Genomic DNA, 25,994 nt, shown 5'->3' with positions numbered 1-25,994 from the left:
TGACGCTTCTGGTAGCCTGACTCATCAATCCGTCATATCCCCAACAGAGCGTCGAACACTCAACCTGACCGAACCTTCCAATATTCTCACCATCGACAACGCTTGATCCGTTTCGCACGCGAGGGAAATTATTCATGCAGTACGCCATCCTCGGTTCCAGCGGCATCAGAGTCTCCCGTATCTCGCTCGGCACCGCCACTTTTGGTGTAGCACCGACGGCGGAGCATACCGACCGGCTCATTGGCGAAGCGCTCAACCTCGGTATCAACTTCATCGACACCGCCGACGTCTATGGAAACATGCCTGTCTTCGACCGGCCCGGTGCCCCCGCCGCTGCCGACCGGGAACCCGCCGAACGACTCCTGGGCCGGGCCCTTCGTGGTCGCCGCGACGAGGTGGTGATCGCCACCAAATCCAGTGGAATCGTCGGGCACGGAGTCAACGACCGCGGCTTGTCGCGCCGCCATATCATCCGCCAGGTCGAAACGAGTCTGCGCCGCCTGGAGACCGATTACATCGACCTGTACTACGCCCACGACCCCGACCCGGACACGCCGCTGGAGCAGACCCTCGCGGTGTATGACGATCTCATCCGGCAGGGCAAGATCCGTTACGTCGGCCTGAGCAACCACCCCGCCTGGCAGGTCACGCGTGCCCTGTGGATCGCCGACGATCGTCGCCTGAACGCGCCCGTCGCAGTGCAGGTGAAGTACAACCTCATCGACCGGGCCGCTGAACGCGAACTCGCGCCAGCCTGTGCGCAGTTCGGGCTGTCGATCATCCCCTACGCACCGCTGCACGGCGGCCTGCTCGCTGATCTTGGTGTGCTCAAGCGCGACGTCGTCGGCGACCAGCGGTTCCAGGGAATGGGGTTTCCCGAGTCCGAGATCGCCGTTGCTCGCACGGTAGAGCGGCTCAGCCACGAATGGGGGCACCAGCCGTATCAGGTCTCGCTCGCCTGGCTGCTGTCGCGCCCGGCGGTCGCGTCGGTGATCGTCGGTGCCGAGACTCCGGACGAGCTCCGCGCGAACGCGACCGCGGCCGATGTCCAGCTCGAACCGGCGCAACGCGACGCGCTCACGGCGCTCGTGAACGAACCGGCAGCCTTCGAGCACCGAGCTGGTGACGGGCCGGAATAGCCGCCTGTCGAAGCCCAAGCCGAAAGGTCTGGCCCGCTTGCGGGAAGCCAGGACAACGACGGGCCGGGCCTGCCGGACTTCGTGCCCGGGGTGAAGGGTGTTGAAGTGGGAGGCGTGGGTGTCCCCTGCTGGAGAAGGAGGGACATCGACAGCCCTGACAACTCGAGCCTCACTGAGACGGCGGCTAAATCCTTAACGGGTGTTTCCGGGCGAATGTGGTTATTACCCGATAAGGCTAAGACTCAAGGGCGAATTTCGGATGGACCGTATCTCCTTGACGAATGGTTGATCGTGTCGGCAGACTGTTCCAACGCTGACGCACGCCTTGGCTTGAGGTAGGATGTGGGCAGACGGGGGCCGCGCTGAAAGAGTGCGGCTCCCGTACATTTGGCAGCGGTCCCGGCTCAGCGCGTGCCCGGGAAATCGCCATGTGCCTGAATCGAATCGATCCCGCGGACCAATTGCTGGCGCAAGTTCTCCCGTTCCGAGGGCTCTACCACGGCGAGGCCGTGTTGTGCCAGGGCGAGGTCCACCGTCAGAGCCCACTCCGCCTCCCGGTCGTCAGTCACGTCGACGGCCAGCAGGCTGGGTTGAACGTAGGTGTGCCACCAATCCTCGATGTCCGGTGGGACCTGCTCCGTCAGGACGCCATAGAGGTACCGCCCGGCTACATAACCGAGCACATCGGCGAGGCCCAGAAGAGGCTCCTGCCGCACGTCGGAGAAACTGGGCTGCGTTGTCCGCTTGAAGTGCCCCTGGGCTTGCAGGGCCTGATACACGCCCAGATTCTGGAAGCCGCGGCTGTCATGGTCATCGTCCCACACGATGCCGACGGTACGCTCTCGCTGGAGGGCGGCCCGATAGAGGCGATGCAGCAGCGGGGGAATCAACTGCAGGTAGGGATTGGTCAGCGTGCGCGCCAGACGCTGGGCCGCAGCCTCACCGCGGGTATAGGGACGGAGGGTGTCCACCAGGGCTGTCGGCGTAACTTGGTCCTCAAGCTGCGTCCAGACACACAGGAATTTGACCTCGTGGGTGCGTGTCAACCTCAGGGCCTCGTGCAGCCAGGCCCGGTTGCGTCGCCAATAGTCGGGGTCGCTGGGCCGCAGGATGCGGTAATACCCCTGGCTCTGATACAGCCCTGACGCCTGCACGTCCGGCAGTCCTTCCCCGTGCTCGCGCCGGTATCGGTCGCGGGTGGCCGGGTCGTTCAGCAGCGCATCCCGAATGTTAGCCCGCAGGGCGTCCCATGCGTGGCGCAGGTCCCGCTCCTGCTCGTGGCCCACCAGAGCGGCCCCCAGCAGGAAGATGGGTTCCCGATTGGTCAGGGAACACACACCGCAAGGGTCCTGGCCCGCGCGGTGAGAAGGGCGGTCAGCAGGGCCGGGGACAGGAGGGAACACTACCTCCTTCAGGAGGCCCCCTCCTCCCCTGAGCGCCCAAAGTCCACGGCCGCCGAGTTGCCGCCGCAGAGCAATACCCCCACCCGCTCTCCCGGCCGCGGCTGACACCCTCCCGACAGCAACGCGGCGAAGGCGGCCGCCCCACCCGGCTCGGTGACCAGGCGCGTCACATCCCAAAGGGCTTGCTGCGCCCGCACGATGGCCTCGTCGGGCACCAGCACCACCCGCTCCACATAGGCCTGTGCCAGGGGGAACATCCGTTCTCCCACCCGACGCGGGGCGAGCGAGTCCGCCGCGATACCCCCCGCCTCCGCATCCACCGGCCGCCCAGCCTCCAGCGCGCGGGTGAGGGTCGGCGCCCCCTCCGGTTCGACACCCACCAGCCGGACCCGTCCCGCAGACCACGCGGCGATGCCCCCGATCAACCCACCCCCACCCACGGCCACCAGGAGGGTGTCGAGCCCCGGGGCCTGGTCCTCGAACTCCAGGCCCACCGTCCCCTGCCCGAGCAGCGTCTCCTCCTGGTCGAAGGCGTGGACCGGCTGTCCTCCCGACTGGAGGAGCCATTCCTCGCTGGCGGCGAGGGCGTCCGCGTACCGTTCGCCACCCACCTTCAGCTCGGCCCCGTAAGCCCGAATGCGCGCCACCTTGGCCGGGGAAGCGACCTCGGGCACGAAGATGGTCGCCCTCACCCCCAGTTTCATCGCGGCGTAGGCGACGGCGGCGCCGTGGTTGCCGCCGGACGCGGCGACGACTCCCGCCGGTCCGGGGGGGTGGGCGAGCAGGTTGGCGAAGGCGCCACGGACCTTGAACGACCCCGAATGCTGGAGGTGTTCGAGCTTCAGGACGAGGGGTGCGGGCGGGAGGCCGAAGTCCGCAGCGTCCACCTCGACCACGGGGGTGCGGCGGACGTAGGGCTGGAGCTGCCGAAAAGTGGCGGTAATCCGTTGAGGAGAGAGGGAAGACGACATGCCCGACGCTAACAGCAGGAGGAAGGGGATGAGAGGTGGGCCGATGCTTCGGCCCTCCGACCGCCTGCTGAGGAGCAGCGTTGGCAGCTTCTGAGGCGGCTCAGGGACCATGAGGCGCACTCCACCAGGGACCGGGACCTCGCTGCGGCGCGTTAAGCAGCAGCCTTGGCCCTGAGCAGTCGATCAAAGGAGGACCCAACGGGCAGCTCACTTCCACCGGGGCCCCCTCGTCAGGGTCGTTGTGCTGCTAGAGGTCTCCCTCGATCACCTGGAGAAGTCCTTCCGGGGCTCCTCCGGCCGTGACGCAGAGGAGCCAGAGGATGGAGATCATGTCTGTGCTCTCACCCGGAGGGCGCGGTCCCACTCTCGCGGGCATGCTCGTCAGGTGCTCCCTCGACGGTCCGGAGAACGGGTCAGTCTACCTCACGGCTTGCCAGCCACCAGGCGTACTCCGGATGACGTGGACCGGGGCGATAGCGCCCGCGAACCTCCACGTTATGCAGAGCGGTCCGGATCTCCGGTACCTCCACCGCCGCGACCTCACTCCAAAGGCGCAACAATGAGAGGCTCGTCGTGAAGGACGCGTCGTGTTCGCCCCTCAGCAGCCTAAGCGCGGCCTCGTCGTCAGTCACCACGCCTGCGGGACGAGGTACGGCGGTCAGGGCCACGGCCATCGTCATCGCCTCTCCGTCGTCGACCTGAGCCGCGAAGCGGACGAGTGCGGCGACTGCGGCGCCCCGTGGAGCGCCGGTCTGAAGAACGACGCCCCTCTGGATCATGGGCGAGAGGTCGATGCGTTCCCGTTCCCGTCGACCGTCCGGCTGCGGTGAGAGGATGTACCCGGCTTCTTCCGGATACACCTTCGGCACGACGTGAAAGCGGACCCCCAGCACTCCCGCCACCTCGGCGAGGCGGCCTGAGGCGTACAGGTTGATCAGCGCACACGCGTCGAGGTACCAGTCGGTCTCCCCGGTCACCTGGACCTCACGGCGAGGTCCTCCCCGACCTGCCAGCGCACCCAGCCGACCTCGCCCTCGGCGTTCACGCTGGACTGCCCGCTGGACTGCTCCAGCAGCTCACGCACTTCCAAACGGTCCACCTCCAGCAGGCGGGCCGCGCGCCCCTCGGAGATCAGCCCCCGCTCCAGGGCCTCCAGCGCGAGGAGGGTATACCGCTGCGGGAACTTGGGCGGCGACGGCTCGTCAGGGTTGGCCCCCACCAGGTCCTGTGCCTCGCGCACCTTGAAGCCCTCCAGCTTCAGTCGGTCGAAGGTGCCGACGCCGAGCACGCCAAGTTCCTCCAGGCGGCGCACATAGGCCTCGAAGGACACGTGGAAGTAGAGCGCGAGGTGGACGAGGTCAGCCACCTTGGGTTTGCCGTTGTGGCGCATGTGGTTGCGCAGGTGCCGCAGCACGGCACTGGAGGGCAGCAGCAGTCGACGGGCAAAGGCCTCGGCGAAGCGCTCGCTCTCGGGCAGGCGGCCCGCGCGCAGCACCTGCACGTCCGGGCGCTGGCGTTGGGTCAGGAAGTGCGCGTACTCGTGCGCGAGCGAGAGGCGCTGGCGGTCCGGTGGATGCTTGGCGTTGATGGCGACGCAGCCCCCGAGTTCCTCGGTGTAGCCGAACAGGCCCGCCACCCGCGAGTCGAGGTCCAGAAAGAAGATGCGCAGGCCCACTTCGGTCTCCAGCACCGCCCGCAGGTCGGCGATGGGACTGTCCCCCAGCCCCAGGCGCCGCCGCTCGGCCTCCGCCACCTCGTCAGCCGCCGCCTCCACCCCGATGCCGCGCACGTCGTACTCGCTGGGGTAGTTGCGCGGGAGGGGCGTCTCTAGCGTCTCCTCCAGGTCGAGGTAGTTCTCCGCGTACCCTTGAAGCAGCGCCGCCGCCTGTTCGAGCCGGTCGCCCTCCTCGGGGTTGGCCGTGCCACGCCCCTTGAAGTACGCCTTGAACTGCACGTCGAGGCCACCGGCGGGCGCGCGGCGGCGCAGCAGGTCGTGCAGGTTCGCCCCGTAGAGCTCCGCGAGCGCGACGAGTTCCTCGGGGGTAATTCGACGCTGGCCCTTCTCGATGGCGACGAGGGTCGTGCGGGCCACGCCGAGTGCGTCGGCGGCCTCCTGCTGGGTGCGGCGCGCGGCCTTGCGCGCGTTTTGCAACCGTGCGCCCAGCGCCGTGAGGTCGGTGTTGCCGAGGTCGAAGTCGGGTGCCGTCATGAGGTCCTCTCCCTTCCGGCGTGAGCCCGGTCCTGAAACGTCGCCTGAAAACCACTCCACTCCCGGGCGTACCGCCCGTACAGGGAGAGCAGCTCCGCATCCACCTCGGCCAGAGTGAGACGTTCCGAAGCCGCGATAGCGTGCCGGGCGCGCTCGATCTCCGGGAAGGCGCGCTGGAACGCTCGGGCGGGGTCCGGGGCGTGCACGGCCTCCGAGAGCCGCCGTACCTGGTCGGCCATCAGGGAGGCGGGCAACGTGTCCGTCTCCTGGAAGCTCTCGTGGGGGGCAGCGACGTCGAGGCGGTAGTGCCGGTCTGCTTGGTCAACGTGCGCGAGGCCGCCCGCGAGCAGGGAGAGGCGGCGCAGGAGGCAGGAGGTGCAGGTGCCGCACTGCTTGCGCGCTTCGCGCAGGGGGAAGCTGTCGCACGACACCGTGAGTTCCGCCAGGTAGCCCAGGCCGCGCCGGTTCAGCACCGCACACATCTCCCCCTTCGTGCGCCACAGGGAGGCGTTGACGATGCGGAACTCGGCCCCGAACAGCCTGCTGAACAGGTTGCTCAATCGCAGGAGGGTCTCGGGGTGCATGGCGAGCGTCTGGTCGGCACCGCTCGCGGCGGGCGTGAGGGGCAGGTTGATCGCCCCGACGCCGTTCTCGTACACGTGAAGGGTATTCACCCCGCAGACATGCGCCGTGGCGGCCCCGAAGGCCAGGAACAGCAGGGCACGCGAACGCTGACTCTTCTCCTGCGCCTGCTCCACCCGGTACCAGTCCCCGAGGGCGCGTTTATTCAAGGGGTGCCTGAAGGTAAGTGCCCCATGCCAGTCGAAGTCGGGCATCGCGGCCTGCACCGCCTGCCACTGCTCACGTTGCTTAGCGGTCAGGGCCGGGCTGCTGGTGGCGCGCACCAGGATGCCGCTATCGAAGTTGGGATCGAGGGCCTGGATGACCGCCCCCGCCAGAGAGTCGAGGCCACCGCTGTACAGCCCCACGAACGGGTGGCCGGACGGCGGGGGGTAGAGGCCGCCCTGCGCGCGGACACGGGGGGCACCCGGCACGAAGGTGAGCCGCCAGTCGTCTCCCGTCAGCCAGGCCAGGAAGTCGGCGAGTTCGCTCTCCAGGGCCCGCCAGCGGTCCACCTCCACGACCGGCACCACGAGGTCCAGCACCCGCGCGCCGAAGTGCCCGTGCAGGCGCGGCCGACGGAGCAGGCGGTCGGCGGCGTACACCGCCACCGCCACGTCGAGCAGGTCGTCCACGACACGGGGCACGCCCGGCCGCAGGGTCCACAGGTCCTCCACGCCGACCCGCAGCGCGGCCAGGCGGGTGCGCGAACCGCGCCCAAAGGGCTCGCTGAAGTCGAAGCGGCGCATGGCAGGGGCGCGGCTCACGGCTCGTCCTCGAAGTCGCCGAGGGCATCCAGGTTCAGCGGAGCGTCCTCCTGCAACAGGATGCCCGTGTCGCGCCGTTCCACCTCGGGCTCGGGAACCCGCGTCAGGCGAGCTTCCCAGAAGCCCTGGGCGAACTCGCCCGACAGGCCGTCGAGATAGTCCTGCAACTCCCGGCGGCAGTTCAGCACGGCTTGGCGCCCGCCCTCCTCGCTGCCGAATACCATAACGAGGGTCTTGGGGCTCAGGTGGCCGAAGAAGTTGGCGTCGGCCACCTCCTCCAGGAACCGCCGGGCGAGGGCGCGCGTCACGTCCCCTGGCTCGCAGGTCAGCATGGGATCGCGCAGGTCCGTGAGCACCTGCTGCGCCGCCCGCCAGGCGAGGATGCCGTCTTGGAGATGCTCACGCGGCAACTGCACCCGGCAGGCCTCGCGCTCGTGAAAGGGTCGGGCGGCGATGTCCGCGAGCTGGGCGGCCAAATCCGGGAGTGACCTCACTCCAGCGGCCACGGTGACACAGCGGGACAGATTCGCCGCGATCTGCTGGGCGAGCGCGGCGGGCTCCCTTCTCGCCACCACCAGGGCCGTCTTCCACCTTCCTTGAACTTTGAACCCTACGTTGTCGAGGTCCGGCACGCTGCCCTCCTGAGAGCAGCATACACGATGGTTCTGACATTGTTGGAGTACGAGAACGTTCTTTCTAACCAGAACCTGACATCTTACGAAGGAGCTGCTCGGCGATTTGTGCGTGAACGGCGTCCGGAACCCGCCATAGGTGTCGAGCGCCGCGACAGGCTACTGGCTCCAGGGGGATGACCTGATCGAAGACCCATCCATACGGTCCGGAGAACCAGGGATCGACGCGCGAAGAAGCTACTTCAGTCACACGAGTGAGGGCCACGATGGCCCCGGCGGCCGTGTTCCGGGTCGAGTAGGCTGCCCCGAAGTGAGCCTCAATCCACGCGGCACCACGCTCGTCGAACGTCTTGCCCGCGTGGATGGCGAGGTACTGGCCCAGCACGTGGGGGGGCGGAGGCCAGCCCCGGTTTTCCACGCGCTTGTCGAGGTCACGGACAGCCGTCGCCCAGGGCTGTTGCAGCGTGAGGGCCAGCAGCGGCGACGGGAGAGTGACTGTCACGCCCGCTCACCTCGGGGCGTGATCACAGGGGGAGTGTCAGGTTTGAAGTGCTCGGGTCGGTTCAAGGCAGGGCACTCTAGCGTGCGGTTCGTCCCTCCTCGTGCTGTGACTCCTGTGCGAGGAGGTCCTGAACAGTGTCCGCCAGGGAGCGCGGGCTCTCGCGGCATGCCAGCTCCTCGGGCTGACCATCCTAGTCCTGGCTGTAGGCCCGGCAGTCGAAGGCCCCATCGCTCCACCCCGGGATTAGCAGCACGCCGCCGTCATCGAACAACCCCAGCTTCTGGCCTCGGCGAAAGCGGCGGTGGTCCCGCTCCCCTGAGCGCGACTGACCGCCCCTGTAGGCGACGCAGTTGCCCACCCAATCCACTCGCCACCCCACAGCCCGAACAGGGCCTCGCTCCAGCCCAGCGCAAAGCGGGGTCCACCGCCAAGTCCTCCCGTCTGGAGGAGTCGTACTCCCATCGCAGGAATCGGACGTGCTCGCCGGAAGCAGGTGCATGATGTCCACCGCCTGATTGCCGGACAGCACTCTGTGCGGACTCTCGACGGCGTAAGGAATGGCTCATCCAGCCTGCCGAAGGAGGTTGACCAGGGACACCCACGGGGTGCCTTCCAAGCGAGTGCCAAAGAGTGCCTCCCCTCCCAGCGCCCGTCACCCCATCAGCTCCCGGTAGGCGGCATTGATCTCCTTCATGCGCTGCTCGGCGAGCTGACGAAACTCCTCCCCCAGATGCCCCACCCGGTCGGGGTGGTACTGCTTGACCAGTGCCCGGTACGCCGCCTGAATCTCGTCCGGCGAGGCCGAGGGCCGCACTCCCAGCACCTCGTACGGATCACGCCCACGCCCCGACGCCTCGCGGCCCGCGATGATCTCCAGTGCCTCGTGCAGCCCGTCCGGTGTCCCACGCACACACCAGACCTCCCCGACCTGCTGGTACCGCTGGTCCCGGGCCCGCGCCTGCCACACCACCGGCACGGCGCTCAGTTGCCGCGCTGCCCGCACCACCTGATCATGAATCTCCTGCCAGCTCTTGGCCCGTTCGCCCTGGGGGGTGTCTAGGTCCATATAGTCCAGCCGCGCTTTGATATCTACCGCAAAGCGCGTCCCCGCCGGGGAGGTCAATAGTAGGTCGGCGTCCCCGCCGACCGCCAGCAGCCGGTTGCGCTGGAGCTTCCAGCCCGGCGGCAGGAGTGCTTCCAGTTCATCCGCCGCCTGCGCCTCGACCTGACGCCCGAACTCGGAGGGTGACAGGGGAACAGGTGACGGAGAAGACGCAGAACCGCTCAGGTTCTGGCGCATCTGCGCCCAGTCCTTGAGCTGAGCGGCGAGGTCAGTGGCGCTAGCGATGACGGTGGTCACCCCGTGTTCGGCGGTGGGGGGGTACTCCCCCTGTGCTTTGCGGGGACGCACCACCCACAGCACCTTCTGGCCGTCGCTGGCCACCCCCCAGTCCCGCGAGGCGAGGTCCCGGACGATCTCCTGGGTCACCCCCTGCCAGTGGATGTGGGGACTGCCGTACTGCTGGGTGGCGCGACCGAAGGTCACGCCCACAAAGAAGGTCTGCCCCTGTGGGCTGACCAGCACCCGGGCGTCATGCTGGGCCTGTGAGTCACGGGGCAGGTACGCCTGCCAGCCCACCCCGAGCGCCTCACGCAAGCGGCCCAGCTGAGCGTCGAAGGGCAGGGCACGGCGCTGACTGATCAGGGAAGTCAGGGCGAGTACGGCGACGAGGGGGGAGAGCAGCAGAACCCAGCCACTCTCCGAGACGAGGCTGGTGATCACGAACGGCAGCACCGCCCACCCCAGGGCGAGGAGCCGCTCGGCCTCGGGGAGCAAGCGCAGTGCGGGGAGGAAGAAGGCGAGCGCCAGTCCGAGGGCCAGCCAGGTGTCCAGTTTGAAGATCAGTTCGGCGACGAGGGCGACCGTGAGCGCTGCACTGGCGGCCAGGAGAGGACGGGCCAGCCGGAGACCGGGGGCATAGAACATCCGGTCGCGTCGGGCCCCCAGCCGACCGAGCAGATGTGACACCCGCCCTCCAGGGGAGACATGGTGGGCCGCCATCAGCAGGACTCCGGGGGGAGGAAGCTGGACAGGGCTGGGAACGGCTGAATCAGGACGGGCATGGTTCCCCCAGACAAAGGCAACAGGACGCTCCAGGAACAGGGCATGCACACGGGCGGGACCAGGGGGCGCAAGGGTCCACAGCGGGCGCCGAGGGGTGCACCCCTCGGCTACAGGTCGGGGATCAACTCCTCCAAGCCAAGAGTCAGCAACTCCTGCACGGGGACGACCTGCCGAGTGCTGTCGTCGAGTTGCCCCAGGCGCAGCGTCCGACTCGAGAGCGCCACCGTCAGGGTGATCAGGGAGACGACCTCTGCTTGCACTGCCACGTCGAGCGCGAGGTCGTTGAGCAGACCAAACTGGATCGTGTGTTGCTGGCGTCCCGGCCCCGGCCTCCAGGTCGCGTCAATCTTGACCCCCATGAGGCGCAGCAGCGACTGGTGCAGTTGCTCGTCCGTGAGCCACAGGTTTGGAGCCAGGGCGAGGACGGCCTCCCGCAGAGCCTGACCGGTGCACGTCACCTGTCGGTCGGGTCGGGGATCGCGGTCGTAGAGCATCAGCAGGGCTTGCAGGACGAGGGCATCGGGACCGTGAGGGAGCGTGCGGACCGAGCCACACCGGACCGTTTGGGAGCCATTGTCCTGGACAGTCTGGGACTGCCATGCGTGCAATGGGGTGGGGAGGTGGGGGAGGGCGCTGATGAGGCCGTAAAAGGCAAAGCCTCCCTCGAGGACGATCTGCTGGGCCTTCAACTCTTCGGGGCTGGGTCGACGTGCCATGAACTTTTCTCCTCTCGGGTGCGGCTTGGGGCAGATCGCTCAGCTCAGACCTGCGATAAGTGGAAGAACGTGCCGTGCTCCGCGCCTTCGGAGCCTCGTTTCTCCGACACCGAGGTCTGATGAATTCCTCGTGCTCTGGTTATATCAGGACGGAGATTACAGGGCCGGATTAGATCAAGTCGCACTTGACTTGGAGTCCACCCAGGCTACGGGCGTGACCAGACGGCCCCGCAAGAAGCGTGAAGTCAGCCCCGAAGTCCAGGCCTTCCAGGTCGCCCTCGGCCAGCGGGTCCGTGAACTTCGCAAACCGAAATACAGCCAGGACGAGTTTGCTGCGGAGGTCGATGTGTTCCGCAGTCATATGGGGACCATCGAGCAGGGCAAGAGCGACCTGCGCCTCTCGACGCTGCTGCGGATCGCCGCCGCGCTGGGCATGACGGTGAGCGAGCTGCTCGACCTGTCAGTGAAAGGCGGCGGGTTGGAATGAAGGTTCCCCGCAAACGCCAGATGCCCGACCGCATCCAGGGCGCCGAGGGGAGCAACATCATCGGACCTCGTCTGAAGCAGGCTCGCCGGGCACACCAGCCTCGCTGGTCGGGCAAACAGTTGTGCGACGTGTTGCACGCTGACTATGGACTTCCAATGACTGTGGGAACCTTGAGTAAGATCGAGACCGGTCGGCGCGGCGTGTTGGATTACGAGCTTCGCGCCTTTACCCTTGCCTTGCAGGTGACCAGCGATTGGCTGCTGGGCATCAGCTCGGGAGTGGCGTCTGCCTGAGAACACGCGGCGTACGTCTCCTGCTGGCGTTGTCACTTCCTCAAGGCGTCAGGATGGTTCGGATATTCGAGTCAAGTGCGTCCGCCCAGGGCATCCCCCCCAACTTGTAGGTCTATCTCAAGTCTTGCACCTGGATAGGGTGAGTGAATAGCCGTGCTGGCGCAGGAATTCCTCCTCTTGCCAGACCTGTACAGCAAGTCGCTGAATGACCAGCAGTGGCAGAGCCACCCGGGCAGCGACCTCCGCCGCTTGTTCCAGCGACAGGGCATCGGTGCGGCAGAGCATCGACAAGGTGAACGCGGCAAAGACCAGCAGGACCCAGCGGTCGAGGCCCTGAGCGGTTCGCGTTGCGAACCGCTTCAGCCCAAAGCCGTGCTTCGCCTCTTTGAAAAACGACTCGATAGCCCAGCGTCGTCCCCCCTCCCGGGCGACATGGTCGCCCGGGAGCAGTTGTGACGCCACCGAGAAAAAGGTGCGTTCCCCTCGGTCAACTCGGGCCAGCGTCAGGGTCTCCCACGGCCAGTTGGTAAGGTTCACCCAGCTCCCGTGGTCGCAGTCCTCCACCGTGACGTGACCGGGATGGTCGGTCCGACGGGTGGAACGCACGCCCACCACGAACTCGAAGCCCAGGTCCCGCACGCCCTGGAGAAAGTCGGCCGACTCGAACCCGCTGTCCGCCAGCACCCAGACATCGAAGCGGCGGCTGACTTCTGCGGGAACGGTCGCCAGCAGGTCCAGGGCGAGACGGACGGGGGAAGGGGTTCCCTTCCCCCGGTACACCCGGTAGCCCACGGGGAACTTCAGGTCCCCGTACACCCCGTACAGCACCACCAGATGAATGCCGTAGACCTCGTTATAGACGCGCACGAAGGGCAGGTCGCGTCCCGTTTTCGGGACGCTGGTGAGGTCCACGCACAGCCGCAAGCGAGGGTGATGTTTGTGCTGTGCTGCAAGCAGCAGGGCGTCCCATTGGGCCTGGACCAGGGTCGTCCAGCAGGCGGCGGTGTCCCACTCGTACACATTCAGCAGGCGACTCAGCGCACTGGCACTAACCGTGTGGGCTCGGTGGAGCGCCTTTTTCGTCTTCAGGTCGAGAAAAAGTCCCAGCGCAGCCTGGAGGCTGCGCTTCTGGTAAGGACTGATGGGGATGGAGAGGAGCGCGTCTGCCAGAATAGACGCGCGCTCCCCGCGAAGTTTGAGGTTCCACACACCCTCTTTCTCGCGTCTGGGAGCGCTCTTTCGCTACCTATCCAGGTGCAAGTTCTAAGTCTATAGCTTTATAAGCTGTCTCAGGCTCAAATAATACCGTGAATCCCTGATTGTCTTGCCTTGTTTGATGCCTCGTAGGCTCTACGCAGCTTATTTTTTATTGGATCGACAGAGTAAAATTTCCGTACAGTTTCAACTGTATCAAGCAGCATTACAGCAGCGTGATCGTACTGGCCTCTCTTGGCAAAGTCAGTTGCTATAATGTATCGAAAAGCGTGTAAACCGAACGGCTGCACACCCCGGACAGCGGACGTGTGAGAGGAGAATTCTGATATGTACTCTCTCGTCCAACTCCCCACAAGATGCCGTAAACTTATATCAGTAGTACGTTCTCCTTCCATATTTGTGAATAAAATATTAGATGTAGTCAAAAGAGGTCTGTAATCCCGTATGAAAATATCAAGAAGTTCGAGATGTTCGTTCATCCAAGATAACATCCCTAGTTCTACTTCGACAGAGCTCAATTCCCGCAATTCGGGATTGCTGTACCCATTTTTCAATTCTGCAGTTGGAATGCGCAAGAGCCACTGTCCATCCCTCTTTTGTAAGTGGTCCTTCGTGACATCTTTGGAGCCGTAAGTCAGGAGTGTCCAATTTTTGGTGCGTAGGGGACAGCAGCTTAGAAGGCTCACAAGAAGATGTTTTTGCAGGAGCCACGCATCTTCAAAAGTAGGTGGACCTCCAAGCTTCAAAGACGCTTTGGACTGCTTTAATGCGTCTATGATTGAACTAAGTGGGCTGTCCATGTCAAGCAGCGGCTGTATCCTCTCATGCGGATCGCGCGACGGTTTGACTTGGGGCTTGATGTCTCGTAACGCATTCTTGAGAATATTTCGACTCTGAGTGCATGCTTCTTCCCAGCCCCCCTGCAATTTAATCTGCTGCTGTAAAAGAGTCGGCAAGCGTAACATCAGCTCGGGCTGTTGCCAGATCCACCCAAACTCGGGGCGGAGCAGGCTTTGAGCAAGAGTAAGAGTATTTACTACGCCCTCGTGGTAAATACCAGCTCGTTTGTACATGTAATCGACATAGTCCAAGATAGTTTCGGAGTCTATAATATAAGCAAGAGACAAAGCTTCAGCTGGAATTCCTCTCCCAGAGTATGGAGTAGTAGGATCGTTTCTCAGAACAAGAAATTTGATGTACGATTCTATCGCTCTTCTTCTCATATTGGCTGTAGATAATTTCCATGAACCATCTCGTTTCAAGCCACGGGCGTATAAAGCTGTTTTAAAAGTGATCAAGGAATTCATCTCTTGAAGAAGTATTTTATTCGCATTGTATAATGAGTCTATCTTGAATTCCATCTTAGAATTTCTGGCCCGCTTATAATACTCAGGGAGGTGTTCTTCGTTTCTTACTTTATTCACTGCGGTAGTAAAAATTTCGTATTGTTCTGACGCATTAAGCTCGCTGAAATTTTTGGGTAGCATTAGGTAGACACTTCTTTTAAATCTTGCTTTGGCAGCTTTATCCATCGATTCGTACGTAACGTCAAGCCACCAGGTGGGCTCCACCTTCCTAGAGCTGCGCCTTTTGGAGTGCCTAGTTAATGTACCCGCGGGAAGACGCAGTTCGGATTCCATTCTCTCTAATAAGTTGTGTTGCTCAGCAAACTGCTCTCCTGAAACTAATTTATTCACTTGATCAACAGAAGATTGAAGTAGGTTTGGTAGCTCGCTCAAATCCAATTCGTGAAGAACGATAGTTTGTTTTATTAATTCTCTTAGGTCATCGGTTTGATATAAATTTAAACACATAACATAGTATACTCTTTTGAATGCGCTTAAAATACTCTTTAAATACGATTCCTTACGCGCGTCTAAACCGTCAGGATGGTACTTCGCTGTTTCACGAACATCAAAAATTTTTAGTTCCACAACGCTGCTAAAATCTATTTTCAATAAAAACAAATGCTTTTTGAAGGTGCTGAGGTAGGTTTCAACACTTGATAATTTTAGATCAGGACGTATTTTAATTAGCAGTGATTTGCTCTGTATTATAAGTTGGGCATACGTGACGCCCTGTAATTCAAATATATCAAGTTTATCCAAAATTTCTGATGGTCCTTGTTCTACGGCTTTCACGGATAGACCAAGTTGGTCTGCCAGGACAAAGCGATTGATACGCCGATCAGGAAGATATGGTATCTGGATCGCGTCTGTACTGAGATGATCGAAGTAATGCGTTACCTGATTGATTCGAGCACGTGACACAAACGCCTCCTAAGTGGTCCTTGAGCCAAAACAGGGGCACTGCCAGGTGAGCGCGTGTGGGAGAAAAGAGCGATCCACACGACCATCTGCTGTTTTGGTTCTGGATCAGCCAGTCGTCAAAACATCACTCACTACCACCTACGCTGAGTGCGCTGCAGCCGATGAAATTATCTAATTAGGATAATCGTGTCGTCAAGCCTCTGGTACTGGGCTTGTGACTATGTTTTGAATCTCAGCATTTCTCAGCCCAAATTAAGTCCAAACTGCTTGCTTCAAACTAAAGCAACTTCAGAAATGAGTTACTCACAACACTGCTCTCAAAATGGAACTATATTCGTCAAGAATAATACAGGCGTTCAGCTATCGTCACGCTGGTATAACTCAACGCCTAGTAATACAAGGTCGCTGAACCACCCCAAGCGCACACACGGATGCAGGTATAGGCAGTGCCCTCCTCAGTGCACTGTGATGCCAATGACTACGTAGGATAAGCAGGAGGTCTAAACCTCATGCTCTCTGTTCCCTGTTCCCTGTTCCCGCAGAAGCGAATCGCCAGATTCAATCGTTATAGTACGTCATCCATCAAGGAACCATTGTCTCGGCCATTAAGAAATTCTTGAACATCATATCCGTGAGCCTATCCGACCTCACAGGGCCAACTTGGAATAAGCGAGGAATCAGCATCATTTCGGGGGGACAAGGGATTCAGAAATCCTGCTCGGAGGTCTACTGGCGCCTGAAGCGTTTCGTGCATTGTCCGCTCCCCGACCTCCTCATCGCGCGCTTCGTCAGGCGACCAGATACGTCACAAGCCACTGGGCCTCGAAACCGTGAAGGCAGTGGTCCACGACGGGCGCACCCCGCACGTTACGGTGCCGTCCATGAGCAGCCGGAAGGTCCTGAACGTCCAGTTCGCCAAGTTCCGGGCACAGCATCCCCAGCAGCTCCTCGTCCTAGACCGGGTGCACGAGGAGAACCCGCCCATCAGCAGGGCGGGTCCTGTGCGTTACGGTGCGGCCACGACCTCAGGGACGCCCGAGCCGATGCTCATCGGCGTCCTGAGCGTGGACGCCATCGAAGGCGGCCTCGCCCGTGTCGAACTGGACGACGGTGAGGTCGAGGACTGGCCCCTGGCGAGCCTGCCCAGAGGCGTGCGCGAGGAAGATGTCATGCGGATACACGTACACGTCGAAGGCGGCGACCTCACCGTCGAGATGGACAAGGAAGCGACGCGGGAACTGCGGCAAAGCGTCCAGGCCCAACCCGACGCCTTGAACCTGACCGCACCGGTCGGGGAAATCGATCTGTGAGGCGTCTGCTCGCCTTGCCGCACTGTTCCTCAGTGTGTCTATTCAGACTCCTGACTGGCGGTCGCTGCTTAAATCAGTCCCTGAGGGTATCAGCCAGCAGGCTGCGCTAGAGGCTGACGCTGCGCCACTGCTCCGAAGCACACTCCTCCCTTCCCTAGAATGTCGCCATGCCCCGGCAGAAGCTTCCCACCGCCACGGAGATGGCACACCTCGTGGAAGCGTGGTCCCACCGCGTTCGGGCAGGGGAGCACGCTCCCGGACTTCCTGCGCGAACGCCGGTTCCGACCTCGACCGGTTGAAGGCCCTATACCAGGGATGGGCCGCCGTGGGGTGGGTTGAGGAGCACGGCGAGCAGGTGAGCGCCGAGCACCTCGCCCTCCTGCTCGGCGGCACCCGCGTCCAGGCGGGCAACAGCGCGGACAAGCGCCTGTGGCGGGAGCGCGTCCTGTATGTCACGCCCCTCCAGGCCCACTCCCGCCTGCCCGCCAAGGTCTGGCCGTGGGTGCTGCACGCCGGGGTGGCCGCCGGACACTTCCCGGTCGTGATCACCCCTCCGGCTGCTCCAACGCACCTTTCAACCCGCTGTTCGTCGGTGGGACACCTTTGGGGGGTAGTTGCAAATCTCCTGAACCAGGCGCGTCCTAGACAGCAAAATTTCCTTTTTGAGCTGTTACCTCTCTGCTGGGACACTTCTGGGGGAAACCCCTTCCCCGGGTGGGATACTTTTGGGGGAAGATGACGTCGGTACGTGGGATACTTTTGGGGGAAACCGACTTTTTGTCGTGTGGAACGTTCTTTCTATTTCCTATGGTCAGAACTGCTTCAGTGAGACACCTTTGGGGGAAACTGGGCCATCCCCTGGGATACTTTTGGGGGAAACTGCCCTTCAAGTGGGACACCTTTGGGGGAAGACCGGCGAAAAAGAGCGGCTATAACGAGAAATGCGCCCCCGCCTGTTGTTGTCTTCTTTTATCTTTTAAGCAGTTAAAAACACAACATGAACAGAAAACGCCCCAAGCCGACCGCCCCCCAGATCGAGAGGAATCTCGACCGGCTCGGGCTGTTCAGCATTCAGGCCCGATTGACCGACACACCGAACTGGCAGGCCGCCTTCGTCATCGGGGGCCGCACGGTCCGCGTGCAGGGCGACTCCAGCCGAGGCCGCCCTCACGGTGCGGACGCGGACCTTGTGCTGGGCTTGCAGCAGCTGTTCCTTCAACAGGGGACCTCGGAGGACAACTGGGTCCACACGAGCGCCAACGCCCTGCGCGAGGCCTCGCTGATGACCAAGAACGGCCGGGCCTTTCACCGCATGCGCGAGGGCCTGCTGCGCATCTGGTCCACCGGCTTCATCGTGAGCGAGGGCTGGCGGCGGCCGGACGGCAGTGCGGTGCGCTTCAACGATGCCTTCCGGGTGGTCGATCAGATCCGCTTCTGGGACCAGGAGAGCGTGAATGATCCCCCGGAGCTCGTCCCCGACAGCACCCTCAGCGTGCGCCTCGGTGCCCCCATCGCCGAGAGCCTGCGGGCGGGCTTCATGCACCCCCTGAACCGCACGGTGCTCGAACGCCTCGAACAACCCCCCTCACGGGCCCTCTATCGTCTGTCCGAGGCGCACCGTTACGACGACGAGGGCAGCATCCGCTCCACCCTGATCGTCAACCTGATGGATTGGCGGGCTGCCTGCGGGATCAACAGCACCGACACGGACAAGATCCGCCGCGTCCTCGAACCTGCCCACGAGGAACTGATCGCCAACCACTACCTCCAAGACATCCACATAACCGGCCGCGGGCAGAACACACAGCTGGAGTACGTGTACATGACGGAGGCGGACCCGGACCCGGGGCTGGTGCGGCTGCTGCGCGAGCAGGGGGTCGGTGGGCCCCGTGCGGTGCAACTCGCCCGGGATCACGCGGACCGCATCCACGAAGCCGTGGAGTTCCTGCAACACCGGCGGATGGCTGGGGGCACGCCCATCCGCAACCCGGGAGGCCTGCTGTCCGACTTCCTGGTGAACCGGGAGAAGTACGAATTCGACCCGGGCATCCTGGCGCCCCAGGGTGACCGCACGGTCCAGTCCTCTCTCGCGCTCGAACGCCAGCGGGAAGCCGAACGCCAGGCCGAGCAGGCGGCGGCGGCCAAGCGGGAGGCGCTCTCGCGGCTGCCCCCGGCCGAGCAGTGGCGGGAGGAACGTGGGGCGCTGCTGTTCATGCTGCGCCGGGTGCTGAACGGGGAGGAACTCGCGCTCCTGGAGGCCCAGGCCGTGGCGGGCACGCTCCTGGCGACGGAACTCTCGGGGCAGGCGACCGCGGCGCGGGCGCGCGGGGAGTGGGAGGGGTTCGTCGAGGGATTGCGGCGGCGGCTCCATTCTGGTGGGTGAGAGTCGACGTTAGGCTGACCGGATGCCCAACCGTCAGCAACCTTCAAAGTGGCACCACTACGTTCCCTCAGGGTATCTGGCGAACTTCACGACTTCTATGGGCGGGTTGTACGGGTACAACAAACGCACCGGCAGGTCCTTCCAACACGCCAAACCACGGGACGTAGCCGCCGCGGACCATTTCCATACAGACCCCAGGCGCGAAGACCCGCTGGAGCTTGAGCGTCGACTCGACCGGGAGTTCGAGGCGCCCTTGCTCAGGGTGATCAACCGGGTGCTTGGGCGTGTGCGGCTGGAGCGGGCGGGTTTGCCGCCGCATGGACCGTTGGTCACCGCTGACGAGCAGTTCGAGTTGGCGAAGTTCGTGGCCCTCCAAATGGTCCGGACCCAGAAAACACGGGCCGAGATGGAGCAAGTCGCCCCCAAGTACCGCACCAGTGGCATGACCCTGAACGATGAGGACGTGGGACGTTACGCCCACCTGGGGCTCTTGGAACAGCACATGCAGGACGACTTCGCGTGGTTTGGTGGCACCATCGCCCAGAATCGGCTGACCTTCCTGGTTCCTTTGGATAATCAGGCATTCTGGGTCAGCGACCATCCAACCTTGGTGGGACGCGGCACCGATGACGGGCGGGCGTTCTGGGGCGGGGTTGGCCTGAAGGACGAGCGTCTGGAGCTGTACTTGCCGCTCGCCTGGGATGTCACCGCTGTTTTCGTCGGGAAGCATGTTCGCCGCCTCCCGAGGGTCATTGAAATGCGGGCGGAACAGGTAGAGCAGCGCAACCTGATGACCTTTAAGGCCGCCGACGTGCTGGTGCTGGGGCGTTCCCCCATCGCTCCGGCTCCATAGGATGCGCGCACGATCCTGAAATTGCCTGCTGCGAACCTTGGGGCCCGGGTAGGCCAGGAATCGCGTTGAACCCGAACGTGCTGAGTCGGGAGGCGACAAAGGCGGTGCGCGACACGACTCGGGAGCTTGTGATCGCTTGTCGAGGCCTACCTCCTAACCTGCACTCGCACGTGTTGATCACCCATACCCAGTTGGAGTGGAGCAGGCGCTCCCGTACGCGCACAGTTATCACGAGGGATGTACGTTTGGACGACGTGCTTCCGGTGAGGCTGGCGCTCTACCGCGTCAAGGGGAGAAGCGAGCCTAAAGCGGGCAGCCGTGTGGGGGACCTGTACGAGTTGAGGGTGCCTCCGTGGTTGGTCCAATTGCACTTCGAGCGTCCTCAGGGGTCAGCGCTGGACCCCAAACGGGGGCAACGTCACTTCCAGGGCTCACGTACCTCGGGCAGTGAGTCGCTACGGCCAATCTCCGCCCAGGTCACCAAGGTGGGAGGAGGCTCATCCTGAGCTTGTTGGTAAAGGGCGGCGGCGAGGGCGGAGGCGGCGGCGCGCAGGTCGGCGCGCTCGCTGCGTTGCTCGTTCGTTGGGCCTGTCTCGGGTCGGGGCGCCGTTTCATACGCAAGATGGAAGAGGCTCAGCAGCACTTGCCGCAGTTCCCCCGGCTCAAGGATCATGCCTTGCTTGATCAGATGCGCCACGGCACGTAGGGGGGCGTCCAAATTTGGGGAGGCCCGGTAGATGACCCGGGCCAGCAACGCTCCCCGCAATTCACGGAGGTCTTCATTCAACGCCTCATTGTCTTGGCTGGCGGCAAGCAGGGTACGAGCGGCGCGCTGGGTCACCTCCCTCAACACACCAGGTGCCGCGCCGATAAGCCCATCGACCAGGGCTCGCGCCGCCTCTTGGTCATTAAGGGTGGTCCCACCAGGGGACACAGCAAAGCCGTGGGTTTGGAAATATTGCGCCACCTCATGGATGAACGCCCCGACGGCCTCTCGATGTGTTCCTGCGTGGGGCAAAAGCACTTCTCTGAGAACGTCGAGCAGCGGCGTGGCCGCCCCCCTATCCACCCAGTCCTCAGGAAGGAGCTCCCAGGCCCGAATCATGCCGGGCCACCACGCCTGGAGGCGATCAAGGAGCCTGCGTATGTCTTCGGGCGTCCAGGGCAGGGGGGCCTCTCTCAGACTGATCAGGTCATTGCGCATCCTGGCCTGGGGGTCGGCCTTGCCCAAGTTGACCTCTTGTGCATCCTCCGCCACGGGTTGAAAGGCACCGCCTTCGAGGTACCGTGCTTTTAACAGGGTATCGGGCTCGACGCCCGGGGGATGCGGCAGCTTTAAGAAGGCGAAGCGGTAGAAGGGCGTGTCCCGAGGCAGGCCCTGGTCGTCCCGGTCGCGCCACAGGGTTTGGGCGAAGGCCTGTTGATGCTCCGGGTTGAGGAACCCCAACCTGAAGAGGGCGGCCAGGCGAACGAGCGCGGTGTGTCGCTCAAAACTTGATGTTGCGCCTGCCTGAGCGAGCAGCCGCTGAGGAACGTCCGCTGGCAGGGGCGCCAAATCGGCAGGAAGTTGAACGGAGAAGTGCTGTTCTGAGAAAGGGTCGGGCCAACGTTCACCGAGCGAGATGTTACCTGCCGGAATAGGAAACGCCGCGAGGTTGGGCAAGACGTCGAGCTTTTCCTCATTGGACATCACCCCTACACCGCGGCGCAGCAGGTGGCCGAGGGGCTCGTAGAAGTTGCTGTCCCACTGAATCGCGTGTACGCCAGCCAGGCGTATGGCGAGTTCGACAGCCGCACGGCGTTGCTCAGGGTCGGCGTGCAGCATCAACCGTGAGAGAGCCTCCAGTCCGTGCTGAAGCACTTGATATGAGAAGTGGTGCTCACCGTACCGAATGCGCTCCCGCGCGCGCTCGGCCTCCTCTCCCGCCTGGCTTAGGGCATTCAGGAGCAACCCGATGAGGGTTGAGGCGTCCTCCGGCACCATGTTCGCCACGGTGTCCCGGCTCAGCGACACCTTGAGAGCATCGCCCGCTCCTGCCCGAACCGCGGTGAGGGCGCCAAGGCGGGGCGCGGCCCCACGAAGCAGCGGCACAATCACGGGTGTCAGCTCGCCAGCACCGAAGGTCACCGAGCCGACCCGCAGTGGATAGGCGGCCCACTCAGGTAGGCGCAGCAACCGGAGCGCTGGCTTAGCGTCACGCCCCGTGGCGGACCCACCAATGACGCGGACCCGCTTGACCCAACCGGCGTCGAACTCCCGTTCCTCGGACAGGCTCTCCTGCTGGGCGTTCAACTTCAAAAACGCTTCCGCGGCCTGGGTTTTCAGACGCGTGAGGTCTTCCCAGGGGTCGCAGTCGTACTGACGGAGGGTGCTGAGGCGACCTATGCGACGGTCGTTGGCGGCGACCTCTGCCTCCCACTCCTCGTACCGTTCGATGCCGATGAGGCGCGCCTGGACCATCAACCAGCCCTCCTGGGACAGCAGGCGGTAGTCCGCCTGGCCGGGCACCTGGGCGGCGCGGACGCGATTCAGGGTGCGCTGGTTGAGGTCGCGGGCCGCCTCGATCTCGCCGACCTCTGCTAGGGCCGCGGCCCTCCGGCCCTCCCAGAAGGGGTCGTTGTGTTGCTCGGGCCAGCGGCGCAGGCGCTGGAGTGCGCCCTCGCGGTCAAGTATGGTGATGGCCCAGCGCACGCCTTCCCAATCCCGCCGGGCCTCCCAGTCCGGGTGGCCCTGCACGATGCCCCGCAGGGCCTCCTCCCACTTGAGGAACCGCTCCTCGTGAACGTCCTCGCGTGCCTCGACCAGTTGCGCGAACGCGGCCTCGACCCAGGCCGCCTTCACCTCCAGCCAGGGCAGCACCTCGCCTTTGTCCGAGGGGCTGAACTCCTTCGGAAGGACCACGTTTGAATCGCCGTCCGGTGGCGTGCTGGGATCGGTGCGAGTCAGGATTGTGTCGAGGGCCTTCACGCCAGTCGGTGTAAGCGGCTCACCCGCAAGCGCCAACTGCCACACGCCCTCTCGTGCAATGAGGAGGTCCAGGGGGGCTTCCTGCTCCACAGCCTCCTCGATCAGGACCCGGCCAAACCACCCCCGGGAGGTCAGGTGAAGCGTTTCGCGCTTCTCCACCGGGCAGACTTCCCAACCTGGATAGGCAAGGCGCAGGGCGCGGGCTTGCCGGTAGGCACCGCTCAACGTCCGCTGACCGTCCTCATCCCTCTCGGGCATGACGTGTGGACTGCGAGAAGGAAGCGGCTCATGAGGTAGCCCGTGTGGTTGGGGACGAACAGCGCCGCCCGGCCACCGGCGAAGGTCAGGCGGCTCCCCGTTGGCGAGCGAGCGCAGGAACCACTCGGTCGCCTGCTGGTGACGCCTGCCGCTGTCCTGATCCGCCCTCCAGGGGAACAGCTCGGCCAGATCAACGGGGGTGATGCCGAGTTGTTCCAGGTAGCGGCGCCGTCCGTCCTGAAGATCCAGCACGCCCACGAGGTAGATCCGGGGACGGTGGGGGCCGAGTTCGTCCCGCACCCATCCGGCCCAGCGCAAGAAATTCGGGTCGTCGCCCGAAAAGCCCAGCAGGCACAGGGTGTGCTCCATCATGCCCTGCTGCACGAGGTTCACGAACGGCGCGAAGCGGCGTGGATAACTTCGGAAGTCCTCCTCCGTGAAGATGAAGGGGCGCATAGAGGGAAAGCTGCCGTGCAGTTTCACGATACGCGGCGGGCTAGCGGTCGGTATGTCGTCCGGATTCAGCACAAGGTCGTACTTCCGGCCGTGTACGAGCGCGCGCGTATCCTCCAGCAACGGGTCGTAATTGGTGGTGAACACGTCCGCCCAGGGCAGCTCAAGCAGCAACTGGTGCAGGGGCCCCGGGTGGTACTGCCGCCAGGGGATCAGGCGGGTGATGGCGTCGTTGAGGGTCTCACGCCCGAAGGACGCCTCGTACTCACTTGCCAGGCGTTCCAGGGGCAGGTGGGCCGCCACCGAGGCACCGAGATTCAGGTGTTCGGCCAGCGCCGCACGGTAGTCCTCCAGCAGTGGGAAGCGGGGAGCACTCGGGCTGCTGGGCTGTGCATTCCGGCTAAAGCCCGCACCGATCATCACAGTGGCGCGTCCGGATGCCCCTCCGTCCCATAAACGTGTGCGGATATGTTCAACGAACGCCGCCCCCCGGAAGATGGGAGCGGTCAAGGTCGGCCCCCTATGAGCTGAACACCTGGATAACGGGACGTGGAGGACTCAGGAGTGGAATAAATGATTAGCAGCACGGTCTTGCTGTATTATACGCGCTTCCTTGCAGCTTGCGAGAGCGGGAAAAGTAGAGGTACGGGCATTTACCGGACAGTTCCCTGTAGTCGACCGCGCTAACTCTTTGCCTTGAGCCATTGTGCTTCTACTGAGTCCATAAAGGTCATCAGCTGCTTGCGCCAGACGCTTTCCTCATCAATGTTCCCAAGCCCCTCCAACACGGACTGATCAAAGCCGATGTCTTGGAGTTCGATGACGTCAATCTGCTCCCGCAGCAGGTCGTGCAGGGAACGGCCTGATTGGCGGGCGCCGTCGGCGAACCGCGCGAACTCCTCCAGGCTGAGAGCGATGAAGTTCGGCGTGTGCCCGTGCAGGACATGCCCCTCGCTTCGGCGCCTGGCCCTCCAGGTCACGTTATAACCGTGCAGATGCTCGGCGTGAACGATGACCGTCACGACCCGCGAGGGGTCGACGACGGACAGGTCAGCCCGAAAAGGATCGTACGTTCCGACTCTGGCGTCGAGGAGATCGGCCGCCTTCCAGTCGGCCTTGAGCACAACCTCCGACATGCGGTCGTCCACGTTGGCAAAGGGCTCTATGCCCGCTCCCACGCGGGCCTCGTCGGCGAAGAGCATGGCCTTGCTCTCGACCAGAACCGCGCTTCTGCTCGTCGGCTCAACGACGGTCAGATCGGGACCCCGGGCGGGGTTGCCTGTGCTGGGGCGCCGGTACTCGCGCTCGGGGATCAGGGTGGCGCTCCCGGCAAGCGCCTGACCCACGAACTCCTCCAGGTAGGTCTCCTGGATGTAGCCCAGCGTGGTGCGCAGCCGGTTCTGCTCCGGTCTCGGCCAGTTGAGCATGGCATGGAGTTCGGGCAGGTGTGGGAGGCCCGCCACGAAGGAGTGAGCGTTCGGCACGATGAAGCGCCCTCCTCTCAACCGGACCACCGGGGTCGCTTCCAGGGGCAACACCTGGAAGGTCAGTTCCCCCGAGTTGTACCTGCGCTCCTCCTCGGTTCTCCGCTTCAACATGAGGGGTGGCGCGCTGAAGGTGTTCAACCAAACACGGGCCCGGTGGGGGGTCTCGTCCTTGAGAACCCGCTGGAGGTCCTGGACGGTAAAGAAGGCCCCCATTGGCCGTCCCTCCCGCCTGGCTTGGTCGACAAACCACAGCAGTCTCTCGTGAGGTGCGGCGAAGTTGGGCGTTGCCTGCAACTCCTGAGAGAGGGCCCTGGTTCCCGCCATGTTCATCGAATAGACAGCGCAGGCCACGGCGTACACATCCTCAATCGGCAGACCGGTCCGCTTACCAACCTCGGCAGGAATATCGAGATATTGCCCGCCCGCCCTCTTCGCCAGGAGCGCCGCGTCCCGGTGGGGGATGACGTTGAAAAGCTGCCACTGTTGGGCGGCGCTCCAGAAGAAGTCGGGGTTCTGCAACCGGCCCTGATGACGGAGCATGGGAGCGAACAGGTCTGTCGTCAGGCTTTGCAGAGACATCTTGCTGATGACGTCGCCGGGCAAGTGTGGCGGGGAGAGCACGTCATGCCCGAGCTGGACCGCTTGGCAGATGCCGTCGCCCGAGAGCCGAGGGGACCGGCCTTGATCGGAACCGGCCAGGAGGGCTGCCTGGGTGACGTACTGAAGCACCGGAGCGTTGGCGAACGGGTAGAGGACGTCGAGGTTCGGGTCCCTGATGTGGTGCATCTCGTGCCAGGTAAGCAGGCTCAGCATGCCGAGGGTGTCGGCCGTATCCACTTTGTCGAGGAACCGCTTCAGGCGGAGGAAAGCAACGGTGGGATTGACTTCTTGCTCGGGCACTCGACTCGTACGCCCGGAGACGAGAAAAAGTT

General features: G+C 63.6%; 19 protein-coding genes. 6 read left to right on the top strand and 13 right to left on the bottom strand.

The window, feature by feature from the left end; all coding sequences use genetic code 11:
• The first annotated feature begins 134 nt into the window (after positions 1–134).
• Positions 135–1,139, top strand: coding sequence for an aldo/keto reductase (locus V3W47_RS14180; protein ID WP_331825874.1), 1,005 nt, complete (start codon positions 135–137; stop codon positions 1,137–1,139).
• Between the two features lie 404 nt (positions 1,140–1,543).
• Here V3W47_RS14180 and V3W47_RS14175 read toward each other — a convergent pair whose 3' ends face one another.
• The 8 genes from V3W47_RS14175 to V3W47_RS14140 all read right to left on the bottom strand — a co-directional run bounded on the left by V3W47_RS14175 (position 1,544) and on the right by V3W47_RS14140 (position 11,085).
• Positions 1,544–2,476 carry a hypothetical protein gene (locus V3W47_RS14175; RefSeq protein ID WP_331825873.1) on the bottom strand — a complete coding sequence of 311 codons (933 nt, stop codon included), beginning with the start codon at positions 2,474–2,476 and terminating at the stop codon, positions 1,544–1,546.
• A 74-nt stretch (positions 2,477–2,550) separates the two neighbouring features.
• The gene (locus V3W47_RS14170; RefSeq protein ID WP_331825872.1) at positions 2,551–3,513 is read right to left on the bottom strand and encodes a threonine/serine dehydratase; all 963 of its coding nucleotides are present in this window, start codon (positions 3,511–3,513) and stop codon (positions 2,551–2,553) included.
• Between the two features lie 413 nt (positions 3,514–3,926).
• Positions 3,927–4,490: a hypothetical protein gene (locus tag V3W47_RS14165; RefSeq protein WP_331825871.1), complete on the bottom strand. Its 564-nt coding sequence runs from the start codon at positions 4,488–4,490 to the stop codon at positions 3,927–3,929.
• Entirely contained in the window at positions 4,487–5,722 is a 1,236-nt protein-coding gene (locus V3W47_RS14160; protein ID WP_331825870.1) for an ImmA/IrrE family metallo-endopeptidase, read from the bottom strand. Before V3W47_RS14160 ends, V3W47_RS14165 begins: the two co-directional genes overlap by 4 nt.
• Positions 5,719–7,110: a hypothetical protein gene (locus V3W47_RS14155; RefSeq protein WP_331825869.1), complete on the bottom strand. Its 1,392-nt coding sequence runs from the start codon at positions 7,108–7,110 to the stop codon at positions 5,719–5,721. Before V3W47_RS14155 ends, V3W47_RS14160 begins: the two co-directional genes overlap by 4 nt.
• Entirely contained in the window at positions 7,107–7,742 is a 636-nt protein-coding gene (locus V3W47_RS14150) for a hypothetical protein (protein ID WP_331825868.1), read from the bottom strand. Before V3W47_RS14150 ends, V3W47_RS14155 begins: the two co-directional genes overlap by 4 nt.
• A gap of 1,154 nt (positions 7,743–8,896) precedes the next feature.
• Complete coding sequence (locus tag V3W47_RS14145) at positions 8,897–10,273, bottom strand: J domain-containing protein (RefSeq protein ID WP_331825867.1); 1,377 nt, start codon at positions 10,271–10,273, stop codon at positions 8,897–8,899.
• A gap of 203 nt (positions 10,274–10,476) precedes the next feature.
• Positions 10,477–11,085: a hypothetical protein gene (locus tag V3W47_RS14140; RefSeq protein ID WP_331825866.1), complete on the bottom strand. Its 609-nt coding sequence runs from the start codon at positions 11,083–11,085 to the stop codon at positions 10,477–10,479.
• 214 nt (positions 11,086–11,299) lie between these two features.
• On the opposite strand from V3W47_RS14140, the gene V3W47_RS14135 reads away from it, so the two are divergent.
• Both V3W47_RS14135 and V3W47_RS14130 read left to right on the top strand, forming a co-directional pair.
• Positions 11,300–11,572 (top strand): helix-turn-helix transcriptional regulator, encoded by a 273-nt coding sequence (locus V3W47_RS14135; RefSeq protein WP_331825865.1) that lies wholly within the window; start codon positions 11,300–11,302, stop codon positions 11,570–11,572.
• On the top strand, positions 11,569–11,865 hold the full coding sequence (locus V3W47_RS14130) for a helix-turn-helix domain-containing protein (RefSeq protein ID WP_331825864.1): 297 nt from the start codon (positions 11,569–11,571) through the stop codon (positions 11,863–11,865). The genes V3W47_RS14135 and V3W47_RS14130 overlap by 4 nt, the downstream gene beginning before the upstream one ends.
• 117 nt (positions 11,866–11,982) lie before the next feature.
• Here V3W47_RS14130 and V3W47_RS14125 read toward each other — a convergent pair whose 3' ends face one another.
• Entirely contained in the window at positions 11,983–13,074 is a 1,092-nt protein-coding gene (locus V3W47_RS14125) for a transposase (RefSeq protein WP_331825863.1), read from the bottom strand.
• A gap of 86 nt (positions 13,075–13,160) precedes the next feature.
• Positions 13,161–15,350: a hypothetical protein gene (locus V3W47_RS14120; RefSeq protein WP_331825862.1), complete on the bottom strand. Its 2,190-nt coding sequence runs from the start codon at positions 15,348–15,350 to the stop codon at positions 13,161–13,163.
• An 881-nt stretch (positions 15,351–16,231) separates the two neighbouring features.
• On the opposite strand from V3W47_RS14120, the gene V3W47_RS14115 reads away from it, so the two are divergent.
• Positions 16,232–16,660: a DUF3006 domain-containing protein gene (locus V3W47_RS14115; protein ID WP_331825861.1), complete on the top strand. Its 429-nt coding sequence runs from the start codon at positions 16,232–16,234 to the stop codon at positions 16,658–16,660.
• A 304-nt stretch (positions 16,661–16,964) separates the two neighbouring features.
• Here V3W47_RS14115 and V3W47_RS14110 read toward each other — a convergent pair whose 3' ends face one another.
• Positions 16,965–17,231, bottom strand: coding sequence for a hypothetical protein (locus V3W47_RS14110; protein WP_331825860.1), 267 nt, complete (start codon positions 17,229–17,231; stop codon positions 16,965–16,967).
• Positions 17,232–17,657: 426 nt separating this feature from the next.
• On the opposite strand from V3W47_RS14110, the gene V3W47_RS14105 reads away from it, so the two are divergent.
• Positions 17,658–19,043, top strand: a complete 1,386-nt coding sequence (locus V3W47_RS14105) for a replication initiator protein A (protein WP_331825859.1) — start codon at positions 17,658–17,660, stop codon at positions 19,041–19,043.
• 22 nt (positions 19,044–19,065) lie between these two features.
• Complete coding sequence (locus V3W47_RS14100) at positions 19,066–19,896, top strand: DUF4238 domain-containing protein (protein ID WP_331825858.1); 831 nt, start codon at positions 19,066–19,068, stop codon at positions 19,894–19,896.
• A gap of 418 nt (positions 19,897–20,314) precedes the next feature.
• Here V3W47_RS14100 and V3W47_RS14095 read toward each other — a convergent pair whose 3' ends face one another.
• A complete protein-coding gene (locus V3W47_RS14095) occupies positions 20,315–24,085 on the bottom strand; it encodes an SIR2 family NAD-dependent protein deacylase (RefSeq protein ID WP_331825857.1) in 3,771 nt (1,256 codons plus the stop codon).
• A gap of 173 nt (positions 24,086–24,258) precedes the next feature.
• Entirely contained in the window at positions 24,259–25,962 is a 1,704-nt protein-coding gene (locus V3W47_RS14090) for a hypothetical protein (RefSeq protein WP_331825856.1), read from the bottom strand.
• Between the last annotated feature and the right edge of the window lie 32 nt (positions 25,963–25,994).

This window comes from Deinococcus sp. YIM 134068 (genome assembly GCF_036543075.1).
Classification (GTDB): domain Bacteria; phylum Deinococcota; class Deinococci; order Deinococcales; family Deinococcaceae; genus Deinococcus; species Deinococcus lichenicola.
This window is presented reverse-complemented; position numbering and strand designations above follow the sequence as displayed.